This is a genomic window from Mesorhizobium sp. LNHC229A00 (genome assembly GCF_000502415.1).
Lineage (GTDB): Bacteria > Pseudomonadota > Alphaproteobacteria > Rhizobiales > Rhizobiaceae > Mesorhizobium.
Window position 1 is genome coordinate 93,431 of the sequence record NZ_AYWQ01000007.1, and the last position, 21,002, is coordinate 114,432.

The 21,002-nt window shown below is 61.5% G+C and carries 19 protein-coding genes, 1 tRNA gene and 1 pseudogene; 18 read left to right on the plus strand and 3 right to left on the minus strand.

The window, feature by feature from the left end:
* Positions 1 to 354: 354 nt before the first annotated feature.
* The 15 genes and pseudogenes from X742_RS153105 (at position 355) to X742_RS153050 (ending at position 14,899) form a co-directional block, all read left to right on the plus strand.
* Complete coding sequence (locus tag X742_RS153105) at positions 355 to 2,385, plus strand: conjugal transfer protein TraG (protein ID WP_023772751.1); 2,031 nt, start codon at positions 355 to 357, stop codon at positions 2,383 to 2,385.
* Between the two features lie 119 nt (positions 2,386 to 2,504).
* Positions 2,505 to 2,918 carry a hypothetical protein gene (locus X742_RS153100; RefSeq protein ID WP_023711820.1) on the plus strand — a complete coding sequence of 138 codons (414 nt, stop codon included), beginning with the start codon at positions 2,505 to 2,507 and terminating at the stop codon, positions 2,916 to 2,918.
* A pseudogene (gene trbB, locus X742_RS0137145) lies at positions 2,915 to 3,953 on the plus strand (P-type conjugative transfer ATPase TrbB). The gene X742_RS153100 and the pseudogene trbB overlap by 4 nt, the downstream one beginning before the upstream one ends.
* 11 nt (positions 3,954 to 3,964) lie before the next feature.
* Positions 3,965 to 4,273, plus strand: a complete 309-nt coding sequence (locus X742_RS1000000175725) for a TrbC/VirB2 family protein (protein ID WP_084569536.1) — start codon at positions 3,965 to 3,967, stop codon at positions 4,271 to 4,273.
* Positions 4,273 to 4,545, plus strand: a complete 273-nt coding sequence (locus X742_RS153095; RefSeq protein ID WP_023772753.1) for a VirB3 family type IV secretion system protein — start codon at positions 4,273 to 4,275, stop codon at positions 4,543 to 4,545. The genes X742_RS1000000175725 and X742_RS153095 overlap by 1 nt, the downstream gene beginning before the upstream one ends.
* Positions 4,539 to 6,989 carry a conjugal transfer protein TrbE gene (trbE, locus tag X742_RS153090; protein WP_023772754.1) on the plus strand — a complete coding sequence of 817 codons (2,451 nt, stop codon included), beginning with the start codon at positions 4,539 to 4,541 and terminating at the stop codon, positions 6,987 to 6,989. Before X742_RS153095 ends, trbE begins: the two co-directional genes overlap by 7 nt.
* Positions 6,986 to 7,711, plus strand: a complete 726-nt coding sequence (trbJ, locus tag X742_RS153085; protein WP_023772755.1) for a P-type conjugative transfer protein TrbJ — start codon at positions 6,986 to 6,988, stop codon at positions 7,709 to 7,711. The genes trbE and trbJ overlap by 4 nt, the downstream gene beginning before the upstream one ends.
* Before the next feature lie 36 nt (positions 7,712 to 7,747).
* Positions 7,748 to 8,071: a type IV secretion system protein gene (locus tag X742_RS153080; protein ID WP_023772756.1), complete on the plus strand. Its 324-nt coding sequence runs from the start codon at positions 7,748 to 7,750 to the stop codon at positions 8,069 to 8,071.
* On the plus strand, positions 7,993 to 9,285 hold the full coding sequence (trbL, locus tag X742_RS153075; RefSeq protein ID WP_023772757.1) for a P-type conjugative transfer protein TrbL: 1,293 nt from the start codon (positions 7,993 to 7,995) through the stop codon (positions 9,283 to 9,285). Before X742_RS153080 ends, trbL begins: the two co-directional genes overlap by 79 nt.
* Complete coding sequence (trbF, locus tag X742_RS153070; RefSeq protein WP_023772758.1) at positions 9,286 to 10,017, plus strand: conjugal transfer protein TrbF; 732 nt, start codon at positions 9,286 to 9,288, stop codon at positions 10,015 to 10,017.
* Positions 10,007 to 11,032 carry a P-type conjugative transfer protein TrbG gene (gene trbG, locus X742_RS153065; RefSeq protein ID WP_031248023.1) on the plus strand — a complete coding sequence of 342 codons (1,026 nt, stop codon included), beginning with the start codon at positions 10,007 to 10,009 and terminating at the stop codon, positions 11,030 to 11,032. The genes trbF and trbG overlap by 11 nt, the downstream gene beginning before the upstream one ends.
* A 10-nt stretch (positions 11,033 to 11,042) precedes the next feature.
* Positions 11,043 to 12,260 carry a TrbI/VirB10 family protein gene (locus X742_RS153060; RefSeq protein ID WP_023772760.1) on the plus strand — a complete coding sequence of 406 codons (1,218 nt, stop codon included), beginning with the start codon at positions 11,043 to 11,045 and terminating at the stop codon, positions 12,258 to 12,260.
* Positions 12,261 to 12,273: 13 nt separating this feature from the next.
* Positions 12,274 to 12,552 (plus strand): DUF2274 domain-containing protein, encoded by a 279-nt coding sequence (locus tag X742_RS153055; protein ID WP_023772761.1) that lies wholly within the window; start codon positions 12,274 to 12,276, stop codon positions 12,550 to 12,552.
* A 691-nt stretch (positions 12,553 to 13,243) separates the two neighbouring features.
* Positions 13,244 to 13,537 carry a helix-turn-helix domain-containing protein gene (locus X742_RS0137150; protein ID WP_023772762.1) on the plus strand — a complete coding sequence of 98 codons (294 nt, stop codon included), beginning with the start codon at positions 13,244 to 13,246 and terminating at the stop codon, positions 13,535 to 13,537.
* A complete protein-coding gene (locus X742_RS153050) occupies positions 13,538 to 14,899 on the plus strand; it encodes a type II toxin-antitoxin system HipA family toxin (RefSeq protein WP_050589496.1) in 1,362 nt (453 codons plus the stop codon). It begins immediately after the preceding gene.
* A gap of 303 nt (positions 14,900 to 15,202) precedes the next feature.
* Here the strand turns inward: X742_RS153050 and X742_RS153045 are convergent, their stop codons facing one another.
* From X742_RS153045 to X742_RS153035, 3 genes are all read right to left on the minus strand, one after another.
* Positions 15,203 to 16,498 carry an integrase arm-type DNA-binding domain-containing protein gene (locus X742_RS153045; protein ID WP_023772763.1) on the minus strand — a complete coding sequence of 432 codons (1,296 nt, stop codon included), beginning with the start codon at positions 16,496 to 16,498 and terminating at the stop codon, positions 15,203 to 15,205.
* Between the two features lie 212 nt (positions 16,499 to 16,710).
* A tRNA-Phe gene (locus X742_RS153040) sits at positions 16,711 to 16,786 on the minus strand.
* A gap of 173 nt (positions 16,787 to 16,959) precedes the next feature.
* Complete coding sequence (locus tag X742_RS153035; protein ID WP_031248028.1) at positions 16,960 to 17,832, minus strand: helix-turn-helix domain-containing protein; 873 nt, start codon at positions 17,830 to 17,832, stop codon at positions 16,960 to 16,962.
* A 104-nt stretch (positions 17,833 to 17,936) separates the two neighbouring features.
* Between X742_RS153035 and X742_RS153030 the strand changes: the two genes are divergently transcribed.
* From X742_RS153030 to X742_RS153020, 3 genes are all read left to right on the plus strand, one after another.
* The gene (locus tag X742_RS153030; protein WP_023772765.1) at positions 17,937 to 19,208 is read left to right on the plus strand and encodes an ABC transporter substrate-binding protein; all 1,272 of its coding nucleotides are present in this window, start codon (positions 17,937 to 17,939) and stop codon (positions 19,206 to 19,208) included.
* Between the two features lie 95 nt (positions 19,209 to 19,303).
* A complete protein-coding gene (locus tag X742_RS153025) occupies positions 19,304 to 20,164 on the plus strand; it encodes a sugar ABC transporter permease (protein WP_023772766.1) in 861 nt (286 codons plus the stop codon).
* On the plus strand, positions 20,161 to 20,997 hold the full coding sequence (locus tag X742_RS153020) for a carbohydrate ABC transporter permease (RefSeq protein WP_023772767.1): 837 nt from the start codon (positions 20,161 to 20,163) through the stop codon (positions 20,995 to 20,997). The genes X742_RS153025 and X742_RS153020 overlap by 4 nt, the downstream gene beginning before the upstream one ends.
* Positions 20,998 to 21,002: the final 5 nt, after the last annotated feature.

Consider the following 21,002-nt stretch of genomic DNA (forward strand, 5'->3'; position numbering starts at 1 on the left):
CCTGCTAGGCATCCCGGACGATAGAGTGGAACCTTAACGGCGCAAATTGATGATCTGAAGTGATGGCCGACGACGGGAGGAGCTCGCCCGCTCCCATGACCAGACACGAACGTCGTCAATGGGACGGCAGCGAAACCTCCGCCTATTCACGACTTCAGCCCAAAAGCTGCCAGTCAGCTGCCGGCCCCATACAAGTCATTCGCTCGTGCCTTCGCGATGACATTTCTTGGCGCCCCCAATCTTCCAAGCCTGCAACGATCACTGCATCGCACGGGCGCGTATATTGGGTATCTTCAATATTCTGAAACGTCACGCCATCCTGCTTCCGTTTAACAAAACTCGGAGGCTGCGCCCATGACACCGACGAAGCTCCTTGTCGGTCAGATAGTCATTGTGTTCGCCATCGTCATTCTCGGCGTATGGACAGCGACTCAATGGTGCGCCCAAACTTTAGATTATCAGCCGCAACTCGGACCCCCATGGTTTGTCGCAGCCGGATGGCCGATCTACAAGCCGTGGCAACTGTTCGAGTGGTGGTTCCATTTCGACGCATACGCGCCCGAGGTCTTCGACATGGCCGGGATGCTTGCGGCCACCACAGGCTTCATGGGCTGCGCGGCCGCCATCGCTGGCTCCCTCTGGCGTGCGCGGCAGCGCGGCCTAGTCACCACTTATGGCTCGTCGCGATGGGCCGTGTCTTGGGAGATCGAGAAGGCAGGGCTGTTTCGACCAGCCGGTGTTTTCCTTGGCAAGCTGAAGGACCGCTATCTTCGCCATGACGGGCCGGAGCACGTAATGGCCTTTGCTCCCACGCGCTCGGGCAAGGGTGTTGGACTGGTTGCTCCGACGCTTCTTTCCTGGACCGGCTCGGCCGTCATTCACGACATCAAAGGCGAGAACTGGCAGCTGACCGCCGGCTGGCGGTCGAAGTTCTCGTACTGTTTTTTGTTCAATCCGACCGATCCGAGGTCAGCACGCTACAATCCGCTACTTGAGGTGCGCAAAGAAGTGAACGAGGTCCGCGATGTCCAGAACATCGCTGATGTCTTGGTGGATCCGGAAGGTGCGCTCGAGCGGCGCAATCATTGGGAGAAGACCAGTCACTCACTGTTGGTCGGCGCCATCTTGCACGTGCTCTATGCCGAAGAGGAAAAGACGCTCGCCCGCGTCGCCACCTTCCTGTCGGATCCGCAACGCTCCTTTGCCGCGACGCTGCAGCGGATGATGACGACCAATCACCTCGGCACGGCGGACAAGCCCCAGGTCCATCCGGTCGTGGCCTCCGCAGCGCGCGAGGTGCTGAACAAGTCGGAAAATGAGCGTTCTGGCGTGCTCTCGACCGCGATGTCGTTTCTCGGGCTCTATCGTGATCCGACAGTGGCCGCGGCAACATCGACCTGCGACTGGCGCATTGCGGACCTGATGGATGCCGAGCGGCCGATGTCGCTCTATCTGGTCGTGCCGCCGTCGGACATCTCGCGCACCAAGCCGCTGGTGAGACTGGTGCTCAATCAAATCGGCCGCAGGCTGACTGAGCGCCTGGAGGGTGACCCGAAGAAGAGCCGCAGGCACCAACTCCTCATGATGCTCGACGAATTCCCGGCGCTCGGACGCCTCGATTTCTTCGAGACCGCGCTTGCCTTCATGGCAGGCTACGGCATCCGCGCCTATCTGATCGCTCAATCCTTGAACCAGATCTCCAAGGCCTATGGCGAGAACAACGCCATTCTCGACAATTGCCATGTGCGGATTTCCTTTTCTTCCAACGACGAGCGCACGGCCAAACGCATCTCGGACGCGCTCGGTACAGCGACGGAACTCAGATCCATGCGCAACTATGCCGGCCATCGGCTGGCACCTTGGCTTTCGCACGTCATGGTGAGCCGCCAGGAAACTGCGCGACCGCTGTTGACACCAGGCGAGGTGATGCAATTGCCGCCTTCGGACGAGCTGGTGCTGATATCAGGATTGCCGCCGATCCGTGCGAACAAGCTTCGCTACTACGAGGACCAGAATTTCACCGAACGGGTGCTGCCGGCCCCGGTGTTGCGCGACGGTTTGTACGCGGACTGTCCTGCGTCGCGCCCCGACGATTGGAGCGGACTAGTCCGCAGTGTTGACCGCCGTCTCGCTGCCGATGACGAAAACGCCGGCGCGGCAATCGAAGAAGACGGCGGCGTGCAACAGCAGCGTCATCCCGGCCTGCCTGAAGACCACGTCGTCGTCTCTCAGGAGCCTGATCAAGACGACCTCTTCAATCTGGCGGACGATGACGCCGAGGCACTCGCAGACAAGCGCGTCATGGACCGGGTTTCCACCGCAGCCAGCGCCTACGGTATCAACGAGGGAAGGGGCGACGACAAGGACATCATCCCCGGCTTCTAGGCGCTTTCGCAGCTCAGGCGTATCTCAGCGTAGATAACGCCCATAAGCGATTTTTCAGATATCGGCGATGTTCGTTCCCGCCGCCGGCGCATCAGCGCCGGCCAGCCGGAACGAGCCCCATGAAGCCCCATCGCATTCGCCACCAGTTTCTGCTCGAACCCGCGTTAAGCGAGAAGCTGGAAACGCTCAGCCGCAACCCGTCGACCACAAAATCGGCGATCGTCGCGAAAGCGGTCGAGGCCTTCATCGAGCGGCGTGGCGAGAACGAACTCGACAATCGTTATGGCAGGCGGCTCGACCGTCTTTCCCGCGACCTCGACCATATCCGAACCGATGTCGAGGTGATCCTGGAGAGCCTCGCACTCTTCATACGCTTTTCGATTACGCTTCATTCCCACACGCCGGTCCCGGATCGGGCGACACAGGCGATTGCCCAAGAGCGCTTTGACAAATTCGTCGAGCAGGTCGGTCGCCAGATCGCCTCCGGGAAGCGCTCGCTTGGCAACGGCAATGGCAATGGAGGCGAAGGATGAGCTCTCATCCCGCAGCCGACCACCGCCGCCGCGCCATGCTGCGCACAGCCATGGGCCACGCGATCACCGAGGCCCTTGCCGATCCGACCGTCATCGAGGTGATGGTCAACCCCGACGGCGCGCTGCGGCTCGACCGGTTGGGAGAAGGCCGGGTCGATACCGGAGTGCATATGCATCCTTCCGAGGCCGAACGCATCGTCCGCCTCGTTGCCTCTTACGTGCGCGCCGAGGCGCATGCGGACAACCCAATCGTCAGTGCCGAACTACCCTCAGGCGAGCGTTTCGAGGGCCTATTACCGCCAATCGTCTTGGCGCCATGCTTTGCCATCCGCAAGCCGGCAGCAAAACTCTACACGCTGGCCAACTATGTCGCCGATCGCATCATGCTCCCGCTGCAGGCTGATGCCCTGAGGAAGGCGGTACGCGAGCGGCGCAACATCCTGGTCGCCGGCGGCACATCATCGGGCAAAACGACCCTTGCCAATGCTCTTCTGGCAGAAGTCGCCGAATGCGATGAGCGGGTGATCCTCATTGAGGACACCCGCGAGCTGCAATGCGCGGCCAAGGACTGTGTTGCGCTGAGGACGAGGCGGGGCTCCGTCACACTTGCCGATCTCGTACGCTCGACCCTACGGCTGAGGCCCGACCGCATCATCGTCGGCGAAGTCAGAGGCGCGGAAGCGCTCGACATGCTGAAGGCGTGGAACACCGGTCACCCCGGCGGCATCACCACGGTCCACGCCAGTTCGGCGCGCTCGGCCCTCTACCGGATCGAGCAGCTCGCCCAGGAAGCGGTCGTCACCGTTCCCCGCCGCCTGATCGTCGATGCTGTCCACCTGATTGTCTTCATCGCCGGACGCGGATCGTCGCGCCGCATAGACGCGATTGCCGAGGTCACAGGCCTCGACGGCAGTGGCGACTACGCCGTTGGCNTCGTCGCGCCGCATAGACGCGATTGCCGAGGTCACAGGCCTCGACGGCAGTGGCGACTACGCCGTTGGCCAGCTCACTCTTCCGCAACTCCAGCAGCTTTGAAAGGTCATCTCATGCGCAAGAAAATTTGCTTTCTTTCGTCCGCCGCCGTCGCGCTTCTTCTCACGGTCCAGGCTCACGCTGCCGGCTCCGGCATGCCCTGGGAACAGCCGCTTCAGCAGATCCTGGAATCGGTGCAGGGGCCGGTGGCCAAGATCGTTGCCGTGATCATCATCATAACCACTGGCCTTACCCTTGCGTTCGGCGACACGGCCGGCGGTTTCCGCCGGCTGATCCAGATCGTCTTTGGCCTGTCGATTGCCTTCGCGGCCTCGAGCTTCTTTCTCTCCTTCTTCTCCTTTGGTGGCGGGGCGCTCGTCTGATGTTCATGGGAGAGAAGCATATCCAAGGCTTCGAGGTGCCCGTCCACCGGGCGCTGACTGACCCGATCCTGCTCGGTGGCGCGCCGCGGGCGGTGGCGATCCTTAACGGCACCGCAGCCGCCGCAATCGGCCTTGGCCTGCAGCAGTGGATTGGCGGTCTGGTGATCTGGATCGCCGGCCACACGCTCGCGGTCTTTGCCGCACGGCGTGACCCGGACTTTGCCAGCGTACTTGTCCGTCATCTTCGTCAGAAGGGCTGGCTTGCATGCTGAAGCTTTCCGAATACCGCGGCAAAGCCGACCGGCTTGCCGACCATCTGCCCTGGGCAGCACTCGTCGCGCCCGGCATCGTGCTCAACAAGGATGGCAGCTTCCAACGGACATTGCGGTTTCGTGGCCCCGACCTTGAAAGCGCGACGGAGGCCGAACTTATCGGCATATGCGCGCGGGCAAACAATGCGCTGAGAAGGCTCGGCTCTGGCTGGGCATTATTCTTCGAGGCCGAGCGCATCGAAGCGCTGGGCTATGCGAGCTCGGCCCTTCCCGATGCTGCCTCATGGCTGATCGATGAGGAACGGCGCGCGGCCTTCGAGGGCAAGGTCGCGCATTTCGAGAGCATCTATCATCTGACCTTGGTCTTCATGCCTGGGCCCGATGGCCAAGCGCGCGCGGAAAGTGCTCTCGTCGACTCGCATCACTTGGGAGGGGAAAGAGACTGGCGCCAGGAGCTTGCCCGGTTCCGAGACGAGACTGACCGCGTTCTCGATCTTCTTTCAGGCTTCGTGCCCGAGGTGCGCGCGCTCGACGATGCCGAGAGCCTGACGTACCTGCACGGCACGATCTCGACCCGCCGTCATCCCGTTGCCGTGCCGGAAACGCCAATGTATCTCGACGGCGTCCTGGTTGACGCGCCGCTGACCGGCGGCCTAGAGCCGATGCTGGGCGAGCAGCATCTGCGCACGCTCACAGTTCTCGGCTTTCCGAACGTCACCCGGCCAGGAATCCTTGATGCGCTCAACAACCAGGATTTCGCCTATCGCTGGGTGACGCGCTTCATTCCACTCGACAAGGCGGAAGCCACGAAGACGCTGACTCGGCTCCGCCGGCAGTGGTTTGCCAAGCGCAAATCGATCGCGGCTATTCTGCGCGAGGTGGTGACCAACGAACCGGTGCCTCTCGTCGACAGCGACGCCGACAACAAGGCGCTCGATGCCGATGCAGCACTGCAGGCATTGGGCGGCGATCATGTCGGCTTCGGCTATCTCACCACAACGGTGACGGTGAGGGATCAGAACCGTAAAGCCGCCGCGGAAAAGCTTCGCGCCGTCGAGCGGATCGTCAACGGGCTCGGCTTCACCACCATTCGCGAAAGCATCAATGCCGTCGAAGCGTGGCTTGGTTCATTGCCGGGTCATGTCTACGCCAACGTTCGCCAGCCGCTCGTTCACACGCTTAACCTTGCCCATCTCATGCCGCTGTCGTCCGTGTGGGCAGGTCCAGCGGAGAACGAGCATCTTGCCGAGGTCACCGGCGATTACGCTCCGCCGCTTCTTTTCGCCGAAACCAGCGGCTCGACGCCGTTTCGGCTTTCGACCCATATCGGCGATGTCGGCCACATGCTGATTGTCGGGCCGACCGGTGCCGGCAAGTCGGTTCTGCTTGCCCTGATCGCTTTGCAGTTCCGGCGCTACGCTGGCGCGCAAATCTATGTCTTCGACAAAGGCAATTCGGCCCGCGCCGCCGCGCTTGCCATGGGCGGCGACCACCATGCGTTGGGTGCGAATGGTGGGCTTGCTTTCCAGCCGCTGCGCCACATCGACGACCCGGCCACACAGAGCTGGGCGGCCGAATGGATCGCCGGCCTCATTGCCCACGAGAATGTCACCGTCACCCCGGAGGTGAAGGAGGCAATCTGGTCGGCGCTCACCAGCCTCGCCACCGCGCCGGCGCAGGAACGCACGCTGACTGGCCTGTCGGTCCTGCTTCAGTCCAATGCGCTCAAATCGGCGTTGATGCCCTACACGCTCGACGGTCCATTCGGCCGCCTGCTCGATGCCGATGACGACCGGCTGGCCATCTCGGATGTGCAGTGTTTCGAAACCCAGGAGCTGATGCACAGCCAAGGCGCTGTGCTGCCTGTGCTCACCTATCTGTTCCATCGTCTTGAGGACCGGTTTGACGGGCGGCCGACGCTGCTCATGCTCGACGAGGCCTGGGTCTATCTCGACAACCCGCTCTTTGCCGCCCGCATCCGCGAATGGCTTAAGGTGCTGCGTAAGAAAAACGTCTCCGTCATCTTCGCGACGCAGTCGCTTGCCGACATCGCCGGCTCTTCTATCGCACCCGCAATCATCGAGAGCTGCCCGCAGCGCATTTTTCTCCCCAATGATCGTGCGGTGGAGCCGCAGGCACGGGCAGCCTATGAGCGCTTCGGTCTTAATGAGCGACAGATCGAATTGGTCGCCCGCGCCACGCCGAAGCGCCACTACTATCTGCAGTCGCGCCGCGGCAATCGCCTCTTCGAGCTCGGGCTAGGCCCGATCGCTCTTGCGCTTTGCGGCGCCTCCGACCCGGCCGCGCAGACCCTGATCGACAATATTCTTTCCGAAGAAGGGCAGGGCAGCTTTGCCGCCCGTTTCTTCAGTGCGCGCGGCCTGGATTGGGCTGCCGAGCTTCTCCAGCAATTTCCTCAACCTAACAAGGAGCAATCGTCATGATCGGACGCCGCCTTTTTACTAGCCTGGTCACCGTTTCCCTGATCGCCAAACCGATGGCTGACTACGTCCAGCCGGCCTATGCGCTCATCGTGTTTGACCCGTCCAACTATGCGCAGAATGTGCTGTCGGCAGCACGCGCATTGGAGCAGATCAACAACCAAATCCAGTCGCTTCAGAACCAGGCGACCATGCTGCAGAACATGGCGCGCAACCTTCAGCGCCTGGATTTCTCTTCCGTGGGCCAGCTTACCGGCTCGCTCCAACGGATTGACGGTCTGATGACCCAGGCGAGCGGCCTGAGCTTCGATCTCGACAAGCTGCAGGACCAGTGGCGCCAGCAATATCCGGAAAGCTACGACGCCACCATCAAGGTCAGCGATGTGGCGAGCGCCGCGCGCGAGCGCTGGCAGAGCGCCATGCAGGCGTTCCGCCAGACCATGAGCGCGCAGTCGCAGATCGTCGAGAACGTGCAGGCCGATGGCGACCTGCTTACCGATCTCGTCAATCGCAGTCAGGGCGCGGCAGGTGCCCTCGAGGCAAGCCAGGCTACCAATCAGCTGATCGCGCTTTCGACCAAGCAGCAGATGCAGATCCAGACGCTGCTTGCGACCCAGTTCCGGGCCGAAGCCGAGGATGCGGCGCGCAAGGCGCAGTCTGAGGAAGCCGCTCGCGCGACGACGAAGCGTTTCCTGGGCACCGGCACGGCTTATCCCGGCAACTGAGCGGCAGTTCTTCAAGACAACGAGGAAGGCGGCGACATGAACGACCTCGGAGTCATCGACCGCTTCATGGAGACCTTTACCCGCTACATTGACAGTGGGTTCGGTCTGCTTTCGGGCGACGTCGCCTTTCTCACCACCTTTCTGATCGGCATTGACATCACGCTCGCGGGCTTGGTCTGGGCGTTCGGCGGCGAGCCCAACATACTTGGCCGGCTTGTTCGCAAAGTGCTCTATGTCGGCGCCTTCGCCTTCGTCCTGAACAATTTCAAGAACCNCGCTTCATGGAGACCTTTACCCGCTACATTGACAGTGGGTTCGGTCTGCTTTCGGGCGACGTCGCCTTTCTCACCACCATTCTGATCGGCATTGACATCACGCTCGCGGGCTTGGTCTGGGCGTTCGGCGGCGAGCCCAACATTCTTGGCCGGCTTGTTCGCAAAGTGCTCTATGTCGGCGCCTTCGCCTTCGTCCTGAACAATTTCAAGAACCTCGCCGACATAATTTACCGCTCCTTTGCCGGTCTCGGCATCAACGCATCGGCCGGCAACCTGTCCGCCGACAGTCTCCTGCGGCCAGGCCGCATTGCCGCGGCCGGCTTCGAGGGCGCCTGGCCGCTCCTCAATCAAGCGAGCCAGCTAGTAGGCTTCCCCGAGATCTTCGGTAACGCGCTCACCATCTTCGTGCTGCTTCTGGCCTGGTTCCTGGTCCTCATCGCCTTCTTCATTCTTTCCATCCAGCTCTTCATCACCATCCTCGAGTTCAAGCTCACCACGCTGGCCGGCTTCGTCCTGGTGCCCTTCGCGCTCTGGAACCGCTCGGCGTTTCTGGCCGAGCGCGTGCTCGGCAATGTGATTTCGTCGGGCATCAAGGTGATGGTGCTTGCCGTCATCGTCGGCATCGGCTCCACGCTCTTTGGCGAGTTCGCTTCCGCCCTGCAGGGCCAGGAGCCGGACCTGGCGGCGGCCATGTCTCAGGTGCTGGGTGCGCTGGCGCTGCTTGGGCTCGGCATTTTCGGCCCCGGGATTGCCTCGGGTCTAGTTTCCGGCGCGCCGCAGCTTGGCGCCGGCGCGGCACTTGGAACAACGGCGGCCGCAGCTGGATCAACGCTCGTTTCCGGAGGCGCTGCGTTTGCCGGCGCGCGCATGGCAACAGGCGGCGGCCTCGCCGCAGTCCGTGCCGGCGCCGCCATGGGGTCCGCTGCCACCGTCGCTTGGCAAACGGGGCGCGCGACATCGCCCGAGCCCGGGCTGTCCGGGGTAGCTGCTGGGCTGCAGGGGGTTGCGAGTGCCGCTAGCGGCGCCGCGATGCGGGGAATGCGATCCGCAGCAGAACCATTCCGCCGTAGTGCCGACGCCGGTCGCGATGCCGGCTGGACCGCGACCGGCGGCATGCCGACCAGCTCGATGAGCGGAAGCTCTCCAGTTATAGCTCCCGCGGCCGCGCCTGCCTGGGCAAGGCGTCTGCGTTCCGAACAGACCGCACGCGCCCATCGCAATGCTGCCACGCAGGCGGTGCGCGATGGAGATCGGGGCGGAAGCGGCGCCAATCCCTCCCTCAATGACAAGGAAGACTAGATGCTCTTCAAGCGACCCGTTCAGCGTTATGGAAAGACGCCCGAACCCGTAACACCCTACCAGAAGGCCAGCCAACTCTGGGATGAGCGCATCGGCGCGGCGCGCGTGCAGGCCAAGAACTGGCGCTTCATGGCCTTTGGCTGCCTGGCTCTGACGACGGGGCTTTCCGGTGGGCTTCTGTGGCAGTCGATGCAGGGCCGCGTCGTGCCTTATGTCGTCGAGGTCGACCGCTTTGGCGAGGCGCACGCGGTCGCGCCGGCGGTCCAAAACTACCAGCCCGACGATGCCCAGATCGCCTGGCATCTCAGCCGCTTCATCCAGAATGTTCGTTCGGTTTCCACCGATGCGGTTCTGGTGCGGCAGAATTGGCTGTCGGCCTACGACTTTGCCACCGACCGAGCGGCGCTCTTCCTCAACGAATATGCCAAGGCGAACGACCCTTTCGGCCAAATCGGCACGCGCAGCGTGTCAGTGCAGGTGACCAGCGTGGTCAGGGCTTCCGACAGCTCGTTCCAGGTCAAATGGACCGAGCAGGTGTTCGAGCGCGGCAGCCTCGCCAGCACGACGCGCTGGATTGGGATCCTCACCATCCTCATCCGCCCGCCTAGGACAACCGAGCAGCTGCGCAAGAACCCGCTCGGCGTCTTCATCAACGCCATCGACTGGTCGCGCGAGCTCGACAGCGCCGCGCCAACCCCCCTTTCCCCTAAGGAGCCCGCCAATGACAAATAGACCCCCATTGCTTCGTGCTGCCTTGATCCTGTCGGCGTCTGCTGCGGTTCTTTCGGCCTGTGCCTCGAAGCCAGTGCCGCCGCCTCAGATTTCCTATGACCACGAGGACTTCAAACCAGCCGCGATCGAGAAGGCGCAGGAGAAGCCGGTCAAGGTCGTGGAAGTGCCGAAACCGTTACCGTTGCCTGGTCAGTTGATGCCCGCACCCGGCAAGCCCGCCCCAGATAAGCGCTCGCCGGAAGAACAGGTCGCCGATGCCAACAAGGCGGCGACGCAACAACCCACCAAGTTTGGCTATGTCAATGCGGTGCAGGTTTACCCCTTTGCCGACGGCGCGCTCTACCAGCTCTACGCCGCGCCGGAGCGCGTCACCGATATCTCATTGCAGCGGGGCGAGAAGCTGACCTCGGTCTCAGCCGGCGATACGGTCCGTTGGGTGATCGGTGACACCGTTAGTGGCTCAGGCGATGACCAGCGCACTCATGTGCTGGTGAAGCCATTCGCGCCGGGGCTTGCCACCAATCTGGTCATCACGACGGACAGGCGATCCTATCACCTGCAGCTTCAAAGCACTGAGAAAACTGCCATGGCGGCGCTCTCCTGGATTTACAGCGAAGACCAACTCGTGGCGCTTCGGCGGCGCAACGCTCAGGCCGAGGCTGAAATGCCCGCGGCCTCGAACGTAGCACTCGAAAACATCCGGTTCCGCTATTCGATCGCCGGCGACACGCCACCGTGGAGACCGACGCGCGCCTTTGATGATGGCAGCAAGGTCTATATCGAATTCCCGCGCCGTATCGACCAAGGTGAGGCGCCGCCGCTCTTCATCGTCGGAGCCGACGGGGACAACCAGCTCGTCAACTATCGCATGCGCGGCAACTACTACATCGTCGATCGCCTCTTTGCTGCGGCCGAGCTAAGGCTGGGCATCAAACAGCAGCAGGTGGTGCGCATTACGAGAACCGACGGTCGGCAACCGCGCCGGGTTTCGCTGTTTTCGCGTTTTGGCAGGTGAGGGGAGGCTCATGACCGATACTTCCCATCCGAATGCTCCGCCGAAGCTCAATCCCGAACAGCTGCAGCTGCGAGCCTCGCCCCGCCGAGCGGTGCGGTTCAGGCGCGGCATAATCGTCGCGATCGCTGCTGTTGGTTCCGGCGCTGTTTTTGGCGTCACGATGATGGCGCTGCGGGGACCCGCATTGCGCCTGAAACAGCAGGCCGAAGAGCTCTACAGCACGGACCGCAAGCCGACCGCCGAGGGACTTGAATCGCTGCCCAAGGACTATTCCGGGAGCAAGCCGAAGGCTCCGGTGCTTGGACCGCCGCTGCCCGGGGATCTCGGCCGTCCTATTCTCGAGCACCAGCGCCAGCTTGGCATCGCACCTGGGCAAGACGTTTCCGCCGAGGCGCAGCGGCTTGCACAACAAGCGATTGAGGCGCGCGAGTCGCAAGTCCTCTTCCGCATCGAAAACCGGCCCCAGCAGGCGGAAGCTTTTGGCAATGGGCAGGGCGGACGTTCGCCTTTCGAGACGGCGTCTCCGCAGCCAGATGCCGAAGGCCAGCGAGCTTCCGTCGCTCCGGCCGAGGGCGACCAGAACAATCAACAGCGCAAGCTCGATTTCATCGATCAACGGAATACCGGCGGGATCTACAACCCGCATGCACTGCAGACGCCGGCTTCGCCCTATCAGATCATGGCCGGTAGCGTGATCGCTGCAAGCCTGATCACCGGCATCAATTCCGATCTGCCCGGCCTTGTCGTCGCCCAGATCACCGAGAATGTGCACGACAGCGTCACCGGCAGCATCCTGCTCATCCCGCAGGGCTCACGGCTGATCGGCACCTACGACAGCGTTGTAGCCTTTGGCCAAAGGCGCGCTCTGTTGGTGTGGCAACGCATCGTTATGCCGGACGGCTCCTCTACCGAAATCGACAATCTGCCCGTGACCGACGCGGCCGGCTATGCCGGGCTCGAGGACAAGGTGGATTTCCATACTTGGCAGTTGATCAAGGGCGTCGCGGTGGCCACATTGCTGGGGGTTGGTACCGAGTTGAGCTTTGGGGAAAATGAAAGCGACTTGGTCAAGGCAATTCGTGAATCCACCCAGCAGAACGTCAGTCAAGCGGGCCAACGGATCACTGAAAAGAACCTGAACGTCCAACCCACGATCACCGTGCGCCCTGGTTGGCCGTTGCGCGTCATCGTGCACAAGGACCTCGTGTTGCGGCCATACACGGGGTGAACAGGAGGACTTCATGGCTAACCTGAAACTCGGAAAACTTCCGGACCGGACACCTTCGAAGATCACCATCACCGTTGGCGCCGAGTTGAGCCAAGCACTCAACGACTATGCCGCACTTTACCGTGAGACCTATGGCGAGTCCGAAACGGTGGCGGAACTGATCCCCTTTATGCTGGTCGGGTTCCTGGAAGGCGACCGCGCGTTTGCCAAGGCCAGAAAGGAAGGTCTGCCGGGCGCCGGCGCGTCGGAGAAACCACGAAGGCAATCATCTTCCACACTGGACAACGGTTAGCGCTTGGTGTCGTTTTGGAGCACGCTAGGTGCTTGATCCTGACCGCGTTGCCGCCGGTCCGTACTCCACCAGTTCGAGTGCCCCCTCCTTTGTGCAGGAATTCGCCTGAGCGAGTTCGAGCGCCTCTTCAAGGAAGCGATGATTGCGCTCCTGTACGTCGAGGTGCGCCGGCGTCGGAAAGCACGCGACAATCCATTGCCACACGTGGTGTTGAAACGAGCCTGAAGGCATGTCTAATTCCCCGCGGTTACCCTGAGAAGACACTGAGTCTGAGGGAGATTCAAGTTTCAGGGGAACAACTAAGCCTGCTAGACAATAAAGGTTGTGCATAAAAGCCGTGGCTTTTTCTTGCGGCCGGCCTCGTTCTCTTCGGACAAAAAATCGATCTTGTCACGATGCCGGCAGACCGGATGCTGAATGACAGCTTCTCGCCAACAGTAATTGAATAGCGGACCAGACCGCTCCCGGCCCCGACAACGTTGTTGAGTTCTCGACCAGCGGTCATTCTCGATGGTACCGTGGCGAAAGGTCGATCGCACATTGTTGCTGGCGCAATGATTCTATATAGGTTCGTATATGAAGGTTGCCGATATGTGAACCTATATAGCGTTAAATTGATATAGCAACGTATATTGACACCCGTCATATACGAGCCTATATCAGGCTAGCTCATACAGAAATCATATACGCCATGAAGATCAGAACAGCTCGCGACATTGGAATCCTGATCAAGGAGGCCCGCACCCGGCGCGGCCTGTCACAGGCTGCCTTGGCCAAAGTGATCAACACGACGCAGACGTGGGTGTCGTGGATCGAGAACGGCAAGCCCAGCGCCGAGATCGGCAACGTGCTGCTGGCGCTGACCACGCTTGGTGTGGAGATGGACTTTCAGATCCCGCCGGCGCCGACGTCGGCTGATCATCATCATAATGCCGATGAACGGCATGTCGACGATGACGACGACGAGATTCCCTACAAGCTCTAGATGACGATGATCATGATGAACCCGATCGACACCCTCGACGTCTATATCGCTGGCAGACCGGTTGGGGGGCTCCACCACCTGCAGGGCGGCAAGCTTTCGTTCTCCTATCACGAGGCATGGATGGAAGGCCGGGTGGCGATCCCGCTCTCCCTGTCCATGCCGACGATCACCAGGACCTACGAGGGCAAGGTCGTCGAGGCATTCCTCTGGGGCCTACTGCCGGATAATGAGCAGACCCTCGCCAGATGGGCGCAGAGGTTCCAGGTCTCCGCCCGAAACCCGTTTGCCCTGCTCAAGAATGTCGGCCGCGACTGCGCCGGCGCCGTCCAGTTCCTTTCGCGTGGCGACCAGATTTCCCGCGGCGAGAACGTGGAGTTGCTCACCGAGGCGCAGATCGGCGACCGCCTGCGCGATCTGCGCAAGGATGGTGCAGCGACCCGGCGAATCGGCGATCCTGGTCAGTTCAGTCTCGCTGGTGCGCAGGCAAAGACGGCGTTCCATTTCGACACGGGCAGCAATCGCTGGGGTATTCCTCTAGGCGACACGCCCACGACACACATCTTAAAGCCGCCTTTGCCGCACTTGCACGGGCATACTGAAAACGAGCATTTCTGCCTGCAGCTTGCATGCAAGCTCGGCATGGACGCTGCACACAGCCAGGTTCTCGACTTTGCAGGCGAAAAGGCGATCGTTCTCGAGCGCTACGACCGCCGCAACATCGACGGCAAGACCATCCGCATCCATCAGGAGGACATGTGCCAGGCCCTGTCGGTGATGCCGACGCTAAAGTACGAGAACCAGGGTGGGCCAGGTATCACGACGATCTCCAAAAAGGTGCTGTCGGCCTCCCTCGACCCCGTCCAAGACCGTCAGACCTTCATGGCCGCGAACGTCTTCAACTGGATCATCGCCGGCACGGACGCGCATGCAAAGAACTACTCGATGCTGCTCGGTGCCCAGGGCGAGGCCCGCCTAGCTCCGCTCTACGACATCTCCTCCATTCTGCCGCACCTCGGCGAGGGAGAGATCCAAGCTGAGATGCGCGACCTTAAACTGGCGATGAAGATCGACAGAGTCTACCCGATCGACGAGATCATGCCGCGCCACTGGGGGCGCTGTGCGTCCTCAGCAAAGGTCGGCGCCGAGTACACGGTGCGGACGATCCGCCATCAGCTCGCGGTGATGCCCGATATGGCATCGGAGTGCGCCCAAGAGCTTCGCCAAGAGGGGATCATCCATGAGATCGTTGGTCGCCTCGTCGACGCGATCGCGACGCGCATCAAGGGCTTGTCCCGGATCTATGGAGAGGAAGCCGCCGCGGAGCCCCTGGAGGTTGTGGAGGTGAAAGTCGGGCGGGGATAGCGGATCCACGGACTAATGCCGGCGAAACGGACGCGACCGCACACTGCCCAAGGGATTCTCGCTCTAGTAGCGCGGCCCCGGGCCGGGTAGATGGCCGGTTTCGGAACCGGCCATCCGGCATCTTGAATGATGGGAATGGGGTCGGCTGCAGAACGGCAGCTTCCCGCCGAACGTTGCCCAAGAGCGGCCAGTCCAGTCCGCTCTCGGCCAACCGTCATCATTCACCAACCTTATTGATTCCCCGGAGAGAAAGTTGATCCTCCGGGCCGACGATTTGGCGCGAGTTTCGGCGTTTTTCGACGGTCAGTATGATTTCCGGCGGTTAGAGATTTGCATCGGCGTTTGGTGAACGGCCGCTGTTGGGTTCAAAGTGGATGGTCGCGTTGGCTTGCGGCGTCCCTCGATTGAGATCACCCGCGGGTTTTTGCTCTTGAGTTCATCCAGATAGTCGGCCCACCATTGCATCATTTTCACGCGCTCGTCCCAGTGCTCTGCCCGGGCGTAGGCGCGCCGAACGTCGTTGTTCTCAATGTGGGCCAGCTGCCGCTCTATGGCGTCCGGATGCCACTTGCCGCATTCGTTCAGCAGAGTTGATGCCGTTGCTCGAAAACCATGCGCGGTTGCTTCTTCCTTGCCGTAACCCATACGACGCAGCGCGGCGTTAAGCGTGTTGTCGGAAATCGGACGCGAAGCCGATCGAACACTAGGAAACAGCAGCGATCCACCACCAGAGATTTCCCTCAGTGAAGTCAGGACGCTGATCGCCTGCTTTGACAGGGGTATGCGGTGCGGACGTCGCATTTTCATGCGTGCTTCAGGGATGGTCCATACCGAGCTTTCAAAATCGAACTCTTCCCATTCAGCGGAGCGAAGCTCGCCGGGGCGGGGAAACATCAGAGCCATCAGCTTCAGACCGGCTCGGGTTGTAGGCTGTCCGTCAAATGCATAGATCGCCCTCAGCAAACCGCCCAAGGCCTTCTGATCGGTAATCGCGGCGCGAGGCGTTACCGTCGGACTGATGAGTGCGCCTCTGAGGGCGAAGGTCGGATCTGTCTCGGCGCGTGCGGTGGCGATTGCGTATCGAAACACGCTGCCGATGGTGGAGCGCAGTCGCCTGGCCGATTCGTATCGACCGCGAACCTCAACGCGACGGAGGGCGGCAAGGATGGTGGCCGTATCGATCTCCCGAATGCACTTATCGCCGATAATCGGATAGGCAAAGTCGAGCAGCCATTTGACCTTGCTGATCGTCCGGTCGGCACGTCCCTCCTTCTTTAGCTTGTCGACATATTCGTCCGCGATTGAGCGAAAGGAGTCCTTAGCCGAATCAGCCTTTTGCAAGCTGCGTTCCTTTCCAGGGTCGACGCCAGCTAGCAGGAGCCTTTTAGCATCATCGCGCGCCTCCCGTGCCTCGGCGAGAGAGATAAGGGGATAGCTGCCCAGCGCGAGCAGTTTCTGCTTGCCCTTAAAGCGGTAGGCGACCCGCCAGAGGCGAGAGCCCGTGGGCTGTACCCATAGCTGCAGCCCGCCCCCGTCAGATAATTTCACGAGCTTGGAAGCAGGGCGGGCATTTCGACATTTCACGTCGGAGAGGGGCATTCGTCAGGTCTCCCTTGGCTGTTTCGATACCATCAGGATGTCGAATACCAACGGAAATACCATCCCCCCGACTCGTTGGACCAAATGCTCCTGAAGCGCTCCCTGTCCCGCTTAACTGCGCAATGCGACCGCAAAACACCAACAATTCCAGGCGCTTGCAGAAGCTGCAGCGTAGAAGGTTCGGTGAAAGGGAGTGCCGGGAGAAGGGGGGATGGTGCCCAGAGGCGGATTCGAACCACCGACACGCGGATTTTCAGTCCGCTGCTCTACCAACTGAGCTATCTGGGCCTGTTCCGGCTAACGAACACTCGCGCTCCGGATTTCAATGAAAGCACCGTGGGCGCCCCTTGAAAGCGCGTGGGTTATAGCATGGGAATTCGGCCTGTCCAGCGCCCAGATGAGGATTTCCCGCAGGAAAAGAAGTGTCGCCCGATGGGCTGGTTTCCATGCCATGCGCCCTCCTATCTGGCGCTTGGCAGCCCCTTGCGGAAGTCGGATGGGGTCATGCCGGCCAGCTTGCGGAAGGATTTGTTGAAGGCGCTGAGCGAGCCGAAGCCTGAGTCCATCGCGACCCGCAGCACATTGGCGCCCTGATGCATCAGAAGCGCCTGCGCATAGCTCAGCCGCAACAGGTTGACATATTCGTTGAGCGTCATGCCGGTTGATTTCTTGAACAGGTTCATGGCGTATTTGGGGTGGATATCGGCGGCGGCCGCTATGTTCATGCAATCGATGTCGTAGAGGAAATTTTCGGCGATGAAATCGCACATGCGCCCGACATTGCGTGAGGACTGCTGGTCGAAGGTGCTGCCCGCCTCCTGCCCGGCGGCGTTTTCCGGCACCAGCCGATAGGGCTCGAACCGCACCCGCTCCAGCCGCAGCAGGAGTTCGTTGACGGCATGCTCGGTCTTGGCCGGATCGCCCGAACGGGCGTAGCGGTTCCAGCGGGCGAAATTGTCGTTGTCGGATTGATCGGTGGCGCTAGTCACCAGCGTCGCGCCCGTCATCAGCCGGTGGCGTATATCCGCCGGCAGGTGAAGCCGGAAGAAATGCACCAGCGGCAGGTGCGCGCCGGCATAGACGGCGTCGTCGCTCAAATCGTCCATTTGGTGCGGCAAGCCGCCCCAGAACAGGCACATCTCGCCGGCCGAGAGCGAGATTTCGTGCTCGTCCATGCGGTAGTGGACGGAGCCGCGGACGATGAAATTCACCTCGACCTGGGCATGCCAATGCGGCTTCAGCATCACCAGCGGATTGGTGTGGAACATCTGCAACAACAGCGGCAGGCCTTCCACGCTGCTGGCACCAGGCTGGTAAAACGGCCGTTCGGGCATCTTACTTTCCGCCAATTTCGTATTCCCTTTGTCGGGGACAGGCCTTTGCCGGTGCCTAGTCTAGCCAGGCTCGCAGAGAGAGCAAATGAAATGGGAGGATTTCAATGCGCATCACACTGTCCTGCGCCGCGCTCGCGCTTGTCTTGGGCTCAGCCCCGGCCCTCGCGCAATCCGGCGAAATCACCATCTGGAGCTGGAACATCGCCGCCTCGTCGCTGAAGGCAACGGTTGCCGGTTTCAACAAGGTCCGTCCCGACATCAAGGTAACGGTCCAGGATCTCGGCAACCAGCCGACCTATGACAAGTCGATCGCCGGATGCGCGGCCGGCGGCGTCGGCCTGCCCGATATCGTGACCATCGAGAACGGCGAGGCCGAGAATTACTGGAGCCAGTTCCCCGACTGTTTCGTCGACCTGCACACGTTGGGCTACACGGCGGAAGACCAGAAGAAATTCCCCGATTTCAAGCGTACCGAACTCGAAGTCGGCGACAAGGCCTATGCCATGCCGTGGGATTCCGGCCCGGTCGCCGCCTTCTATCGCCGCGATTTCTATGAAAAGGCGGGCGTCGACCCGGCATCGATCAAGACCTGGGACGATTTCATCGCCGCCGGCAAGAAGATCCAGGCCGCCAATCCAGGGGTCTCGATGACCAATGCCGATTTCAACGGCGATAGTGAATTCTTCCGCATGATCTCCAACGAACAGGGCTGCGCCTATTTCGCCGAGGACGGCCAGTCGATCACGGTCAACCAGCCCAAATGCGTCGACGCCATGACCAAGGTCAAGGAGATGAAGGACGCGGGCATCGTCTCGTCGGCCGACTGGGGCACCAAGATCACCAACAACACCGCCGGCACCGTCGCCACCCAGGTCTATGGCGGCTGGTACGAAGGCACCATCCGCACCGAATCGGCCGGCGAAAACGGCAAATGGGGCGTCTACCTGATGCCGAGCCTGACAGCGGACGGGCCGCGCGCCGCCAATCTCGGCGGCTCGTCGCTCGCCATCACTTCGGCATCGAAGAACAAGGAAGCGGCCTACGAGTATTTGAAATACACCCTCGGCACCAATGAAGGCCAGATCACCATGCTGAAGGAGTTCGGCCTCGTCCCATCGCTGGTCTCGGCCCTGAACGACCCTTACGTCAGCCAGGGCCAGCCCTACTGGGGCGGCCAGGCGGTGTGGAAGGATATTCTGGGCACCTTGCCCAAGGTCGTTCCGAGCCGCGGCACGCAGTTCCAGAGCGATGCCGAGATCATCGTGCGCGCGGTGCAGACCAAATACCTCGCCGGCGGATATCCCGACGCCAAGGCGGCACTCGACGATGCCGCCAGCCAGATCGCCTCGGCGACTGGGCTGCCTGTCAAGTCCTGACCTCCCAGGACGGGGTCCGGGATGGCAGCTATGCCGTCCTGGACCCGCCGCTTGCACGCTTGCTTTCAACACCAGGGATGAAGGAGGACAAAAAGATGCGCGACCGCAATGCCACGGCCTATCGCTTCCTTACGCCCTATCTCCTGATCTTCGCCATCTTCTGGGTGTGGCCGATCATCTCCTCGTTCCTGATCTCGTTCCAGGCGACACGCACCGTGCCGTGGCGCTTCGCGCCCGGTTTCAACTGGGGCCGGCTGATCGGCGACCCCGCCTTCTTTAACGCGCTGAAGAACACGCTGCTCATCCTCGTCATCCAGGTTCCGGTGATGATCGCGCTGGCCATGGTGATGGCGGTGCTTCTGAATTCGCCGCTGCTCAAGGCGCGCGGCCTCTACCGCTTCGCCTTCTTCGCCCCGGTGGTGGTCGGCGAGGTCGCCTATTCGGCGGTGTTCCGGCTGATGTTCAGCCTCGATTTCGGGATCGTCAACAAGCTCCTGAACGGCATCGGCCTGCCCAAGGTCGACTGGTTTTCCAATGTCACGCCGGCCATGGCGCTGATCATGATCGCGGTCACCTGGCGCTGGGCCGGCTACAACGCCATCATCCTGCTGGCCGGCATGCAGTCCATACCCGAGGATGTCTACGAGGCAGCGACGCTCGACCGGGTAAGCAAGCTCAAGCAATTCTTCTACATCACCCTGCCGCTGTTGAAGCCGGTCATCGTCTTCTGCGCCGTGCTGTCGATCATCGGCACCATGCAATTGTTCACCGAGCCGTTCTTGATCACGGAGCGCGGCGGGCCGGGCGGCGGCACCGAGACGCTCGGTCTGCTGCTTTACCGCCAGGGCTTCCGCTCGCTTAATTTCGGCTATGCCTCTGCCGTCGCGTACACCATGGCCGGGCTGGCGATCGCCATCACGCTGGTGCAGCTATGGCTGACGAGGGAACCGAAATGAGTTCGCTCTCGTCGGCAAGACTGAAACGAAGCATCGCACTGCACCTGTTCCTGACCCCGCTGGCGCTGATCTGGTTGTTTCCGCTGTGGATGATGGTGGTGTTCTCGACCATGCCCGACAACGGCATATTCAGTCCGGGCATCGAACTGTTGCCGCGCGGCAATTTCGTCGACAATTTCAACAATCTGCAGCGCGACACAGACTTCGTCGGCGCCATCGTCATTTCCATTTGCGTGGCGGTGACCTACACCGTCTTGTCGGTGCTTTTGACCTCGATGGCCGGCTGGGCGCTGGCCCGCTACCAATTCTTCGGCAAAAGCGTGGTCGTGGCCATCATCCTGGGCACCATCACGCTGCCCTATGCGGTGGTGCTGATCCCGCAATTCATCATGGTGGCGCGCGACTTCAAGCTTGCCAACACCTGGGTGGCGCTGATCGTGCCGCCGCTGTTCAATTCGCTGGGCGTGCTGTTCATGCGCCAGAGTTTTTCGATGATGCCGGACGATCTGTTCGATGCCGCCCGCGTCGAGGGCGTCAAGGAGTGGCGGATCTTCGTCTTCATCGCCTTGCCGCTGGCGCGGCCGATGCTGGCGGCGCTCTGCATCATCCTGTTCCTCGCCTCCTGGAACAACTATCTATGGCCACTTCTGATCAACAGCCAGCCGGGTTCGATGACAGCACCCGTGGCGCTTGGCACGCTGATCGGCCTGACCAAGGTGTCGTGGGGCGGCATCATGGCGGGCGCGGTCATGCTGACCGTGCCGATGCTCATCGTCTTCGTGCTCCTGCAGCGTCATTTCATCGCCGGCATCGCCGCCGGCGCGGTCAAGTAAGGGGC

What these genes read in the sequence shown, in the direction of transcription:
- X742_RS153105 (WP_023772751.1), top strand. Translation starts at nt 355, where the DNA reads ATGACACCGACGAAGCTCCTTGTCGGTCAGATAGTCATTGTGTTCGCC.
- X742_RS153100 (WP_023711820.1), top strand. Translation starts at nt 2,505, where the DNA reads ATGAAGCCCCATCGCATTCGCCACCAGTTTCTGCTCGAACCCGCGTTA.
- X742_RS1000000175725 (WP_084569536.1), top strand. Translation starts at nt 3,965, where the DNA reads ATGCGCAAGAAAATTTGCTTTCTTTCGTCCGCCGCCGTCGCGCTTCTT.
- X742_RS153095 (WP_023772753.1), top strand. Translation starts at nt 4,273, where the DNA reads ATGTTCATGGGAGAGAAGCATATCCAAGGCTTCGAGGTGCCCGTCCAC.
- trbE (WP_023772754.1), top strand. Translation starts at nt 4,539, where the DNA reads ATGCTGAAGCTTTCCGAATACCGCGGCAAAGCCGACCGGCTTGCCGAC.
- trbJ (WP_023772755.1), top strand. Translation starts at nt 6,986, where the DNA reads ATGATCGGACGCCGCCTTTTTACTAGCCTGGTCACCGTTTCCCTGATC.
- trbL (WP_023772757.1), top strand. Translation starts at nt 7,993, where the DNA reads ATGGAGACCTTTACCCGCTACATTGACAGTGGGTTCGGTCTGCTTTCG.
- trbF (WP_023772758.1), top strand. Translation starts at nt 9,286, where the DNA reads ATGCTCTTCAAGCGACCCGTTCAGCGTTATGGAAAGACGCCCGAACCC.
- trbG (WP_031248023.1), top strand. Translation starts at nt 10,007, where the DNA reads ATGACAAATAGACCCCCATTGCTTCGTGCTGCCTTGATCCTGTCGGCG.
- X742_RS153060 (WP_023772760.1), top strand. Translation starts at nt 11,043, where the DNA reads ATGACCGATACTTCCCATCCGAATGCTCCGCCGAAGCTCAATCCCGAA.
- X742_RS153055 (WP_023772761.1), top strand. Translation starts at nt 12,274, where the DNA reads ATGGCTAACCTGAAACTCGGAAAACTTCCGGACCGGACACCTTCGAAG.
- X742_RS0137150 (WP_023772762.1), top strand. Translation starts at nt 13,244, where the DNA reads ATGAAGATCAGAACAGCTCGCGACATTGGAATCCTGATCAAGGAGGCC.
- X742_RS153050 (WP_050589496.1), top strand. Translation starts at nt 13,538, where the DNA reads ATGACGATGATCATGATGAACCCGATCGACACCCTCGACGTCTATATC.
- X742_RS153045 (WP_023772763.1), bottom strand. Translation starts at nt 16,498, where the DNA reads ATGCCCCTCTCCGACGTGAAATGTCGAAATGCCCGCCCTGCTTCCAAG.
- X742_RS153035 (WP_031248028.1), bottom strand. Translation starts at nt 17,832, where the DNA reads ATGCCCGAACGGCCGTTTTACCAGCCTGGTGCCAGCAGCGTGGAAGGC.
- X742_RS153030 (WP_023772765.1), top strand. Translation starts at nt 17,937, where the DNA reads ATGCGCATCACACTGTCCTGCGCCGCGCTCGCGCTTGTCTTGGGCTCA.
- X742_RS153025 (WP_023772766.1), top strand. Translation starts at nt 19,304, where the DNA reads ATGCGCGACCGCAATGCCACGGCCTATCGCTTCCTTACGCCCTATCTC.
- X742_RS153020 (WP_023772767.1), top strand. Translation starts at nt 20,161, where the DNA reads ATGAGTTCGCTCTCGTCGGCAAGACTGAAACGAAGCATCGCACTGCAC.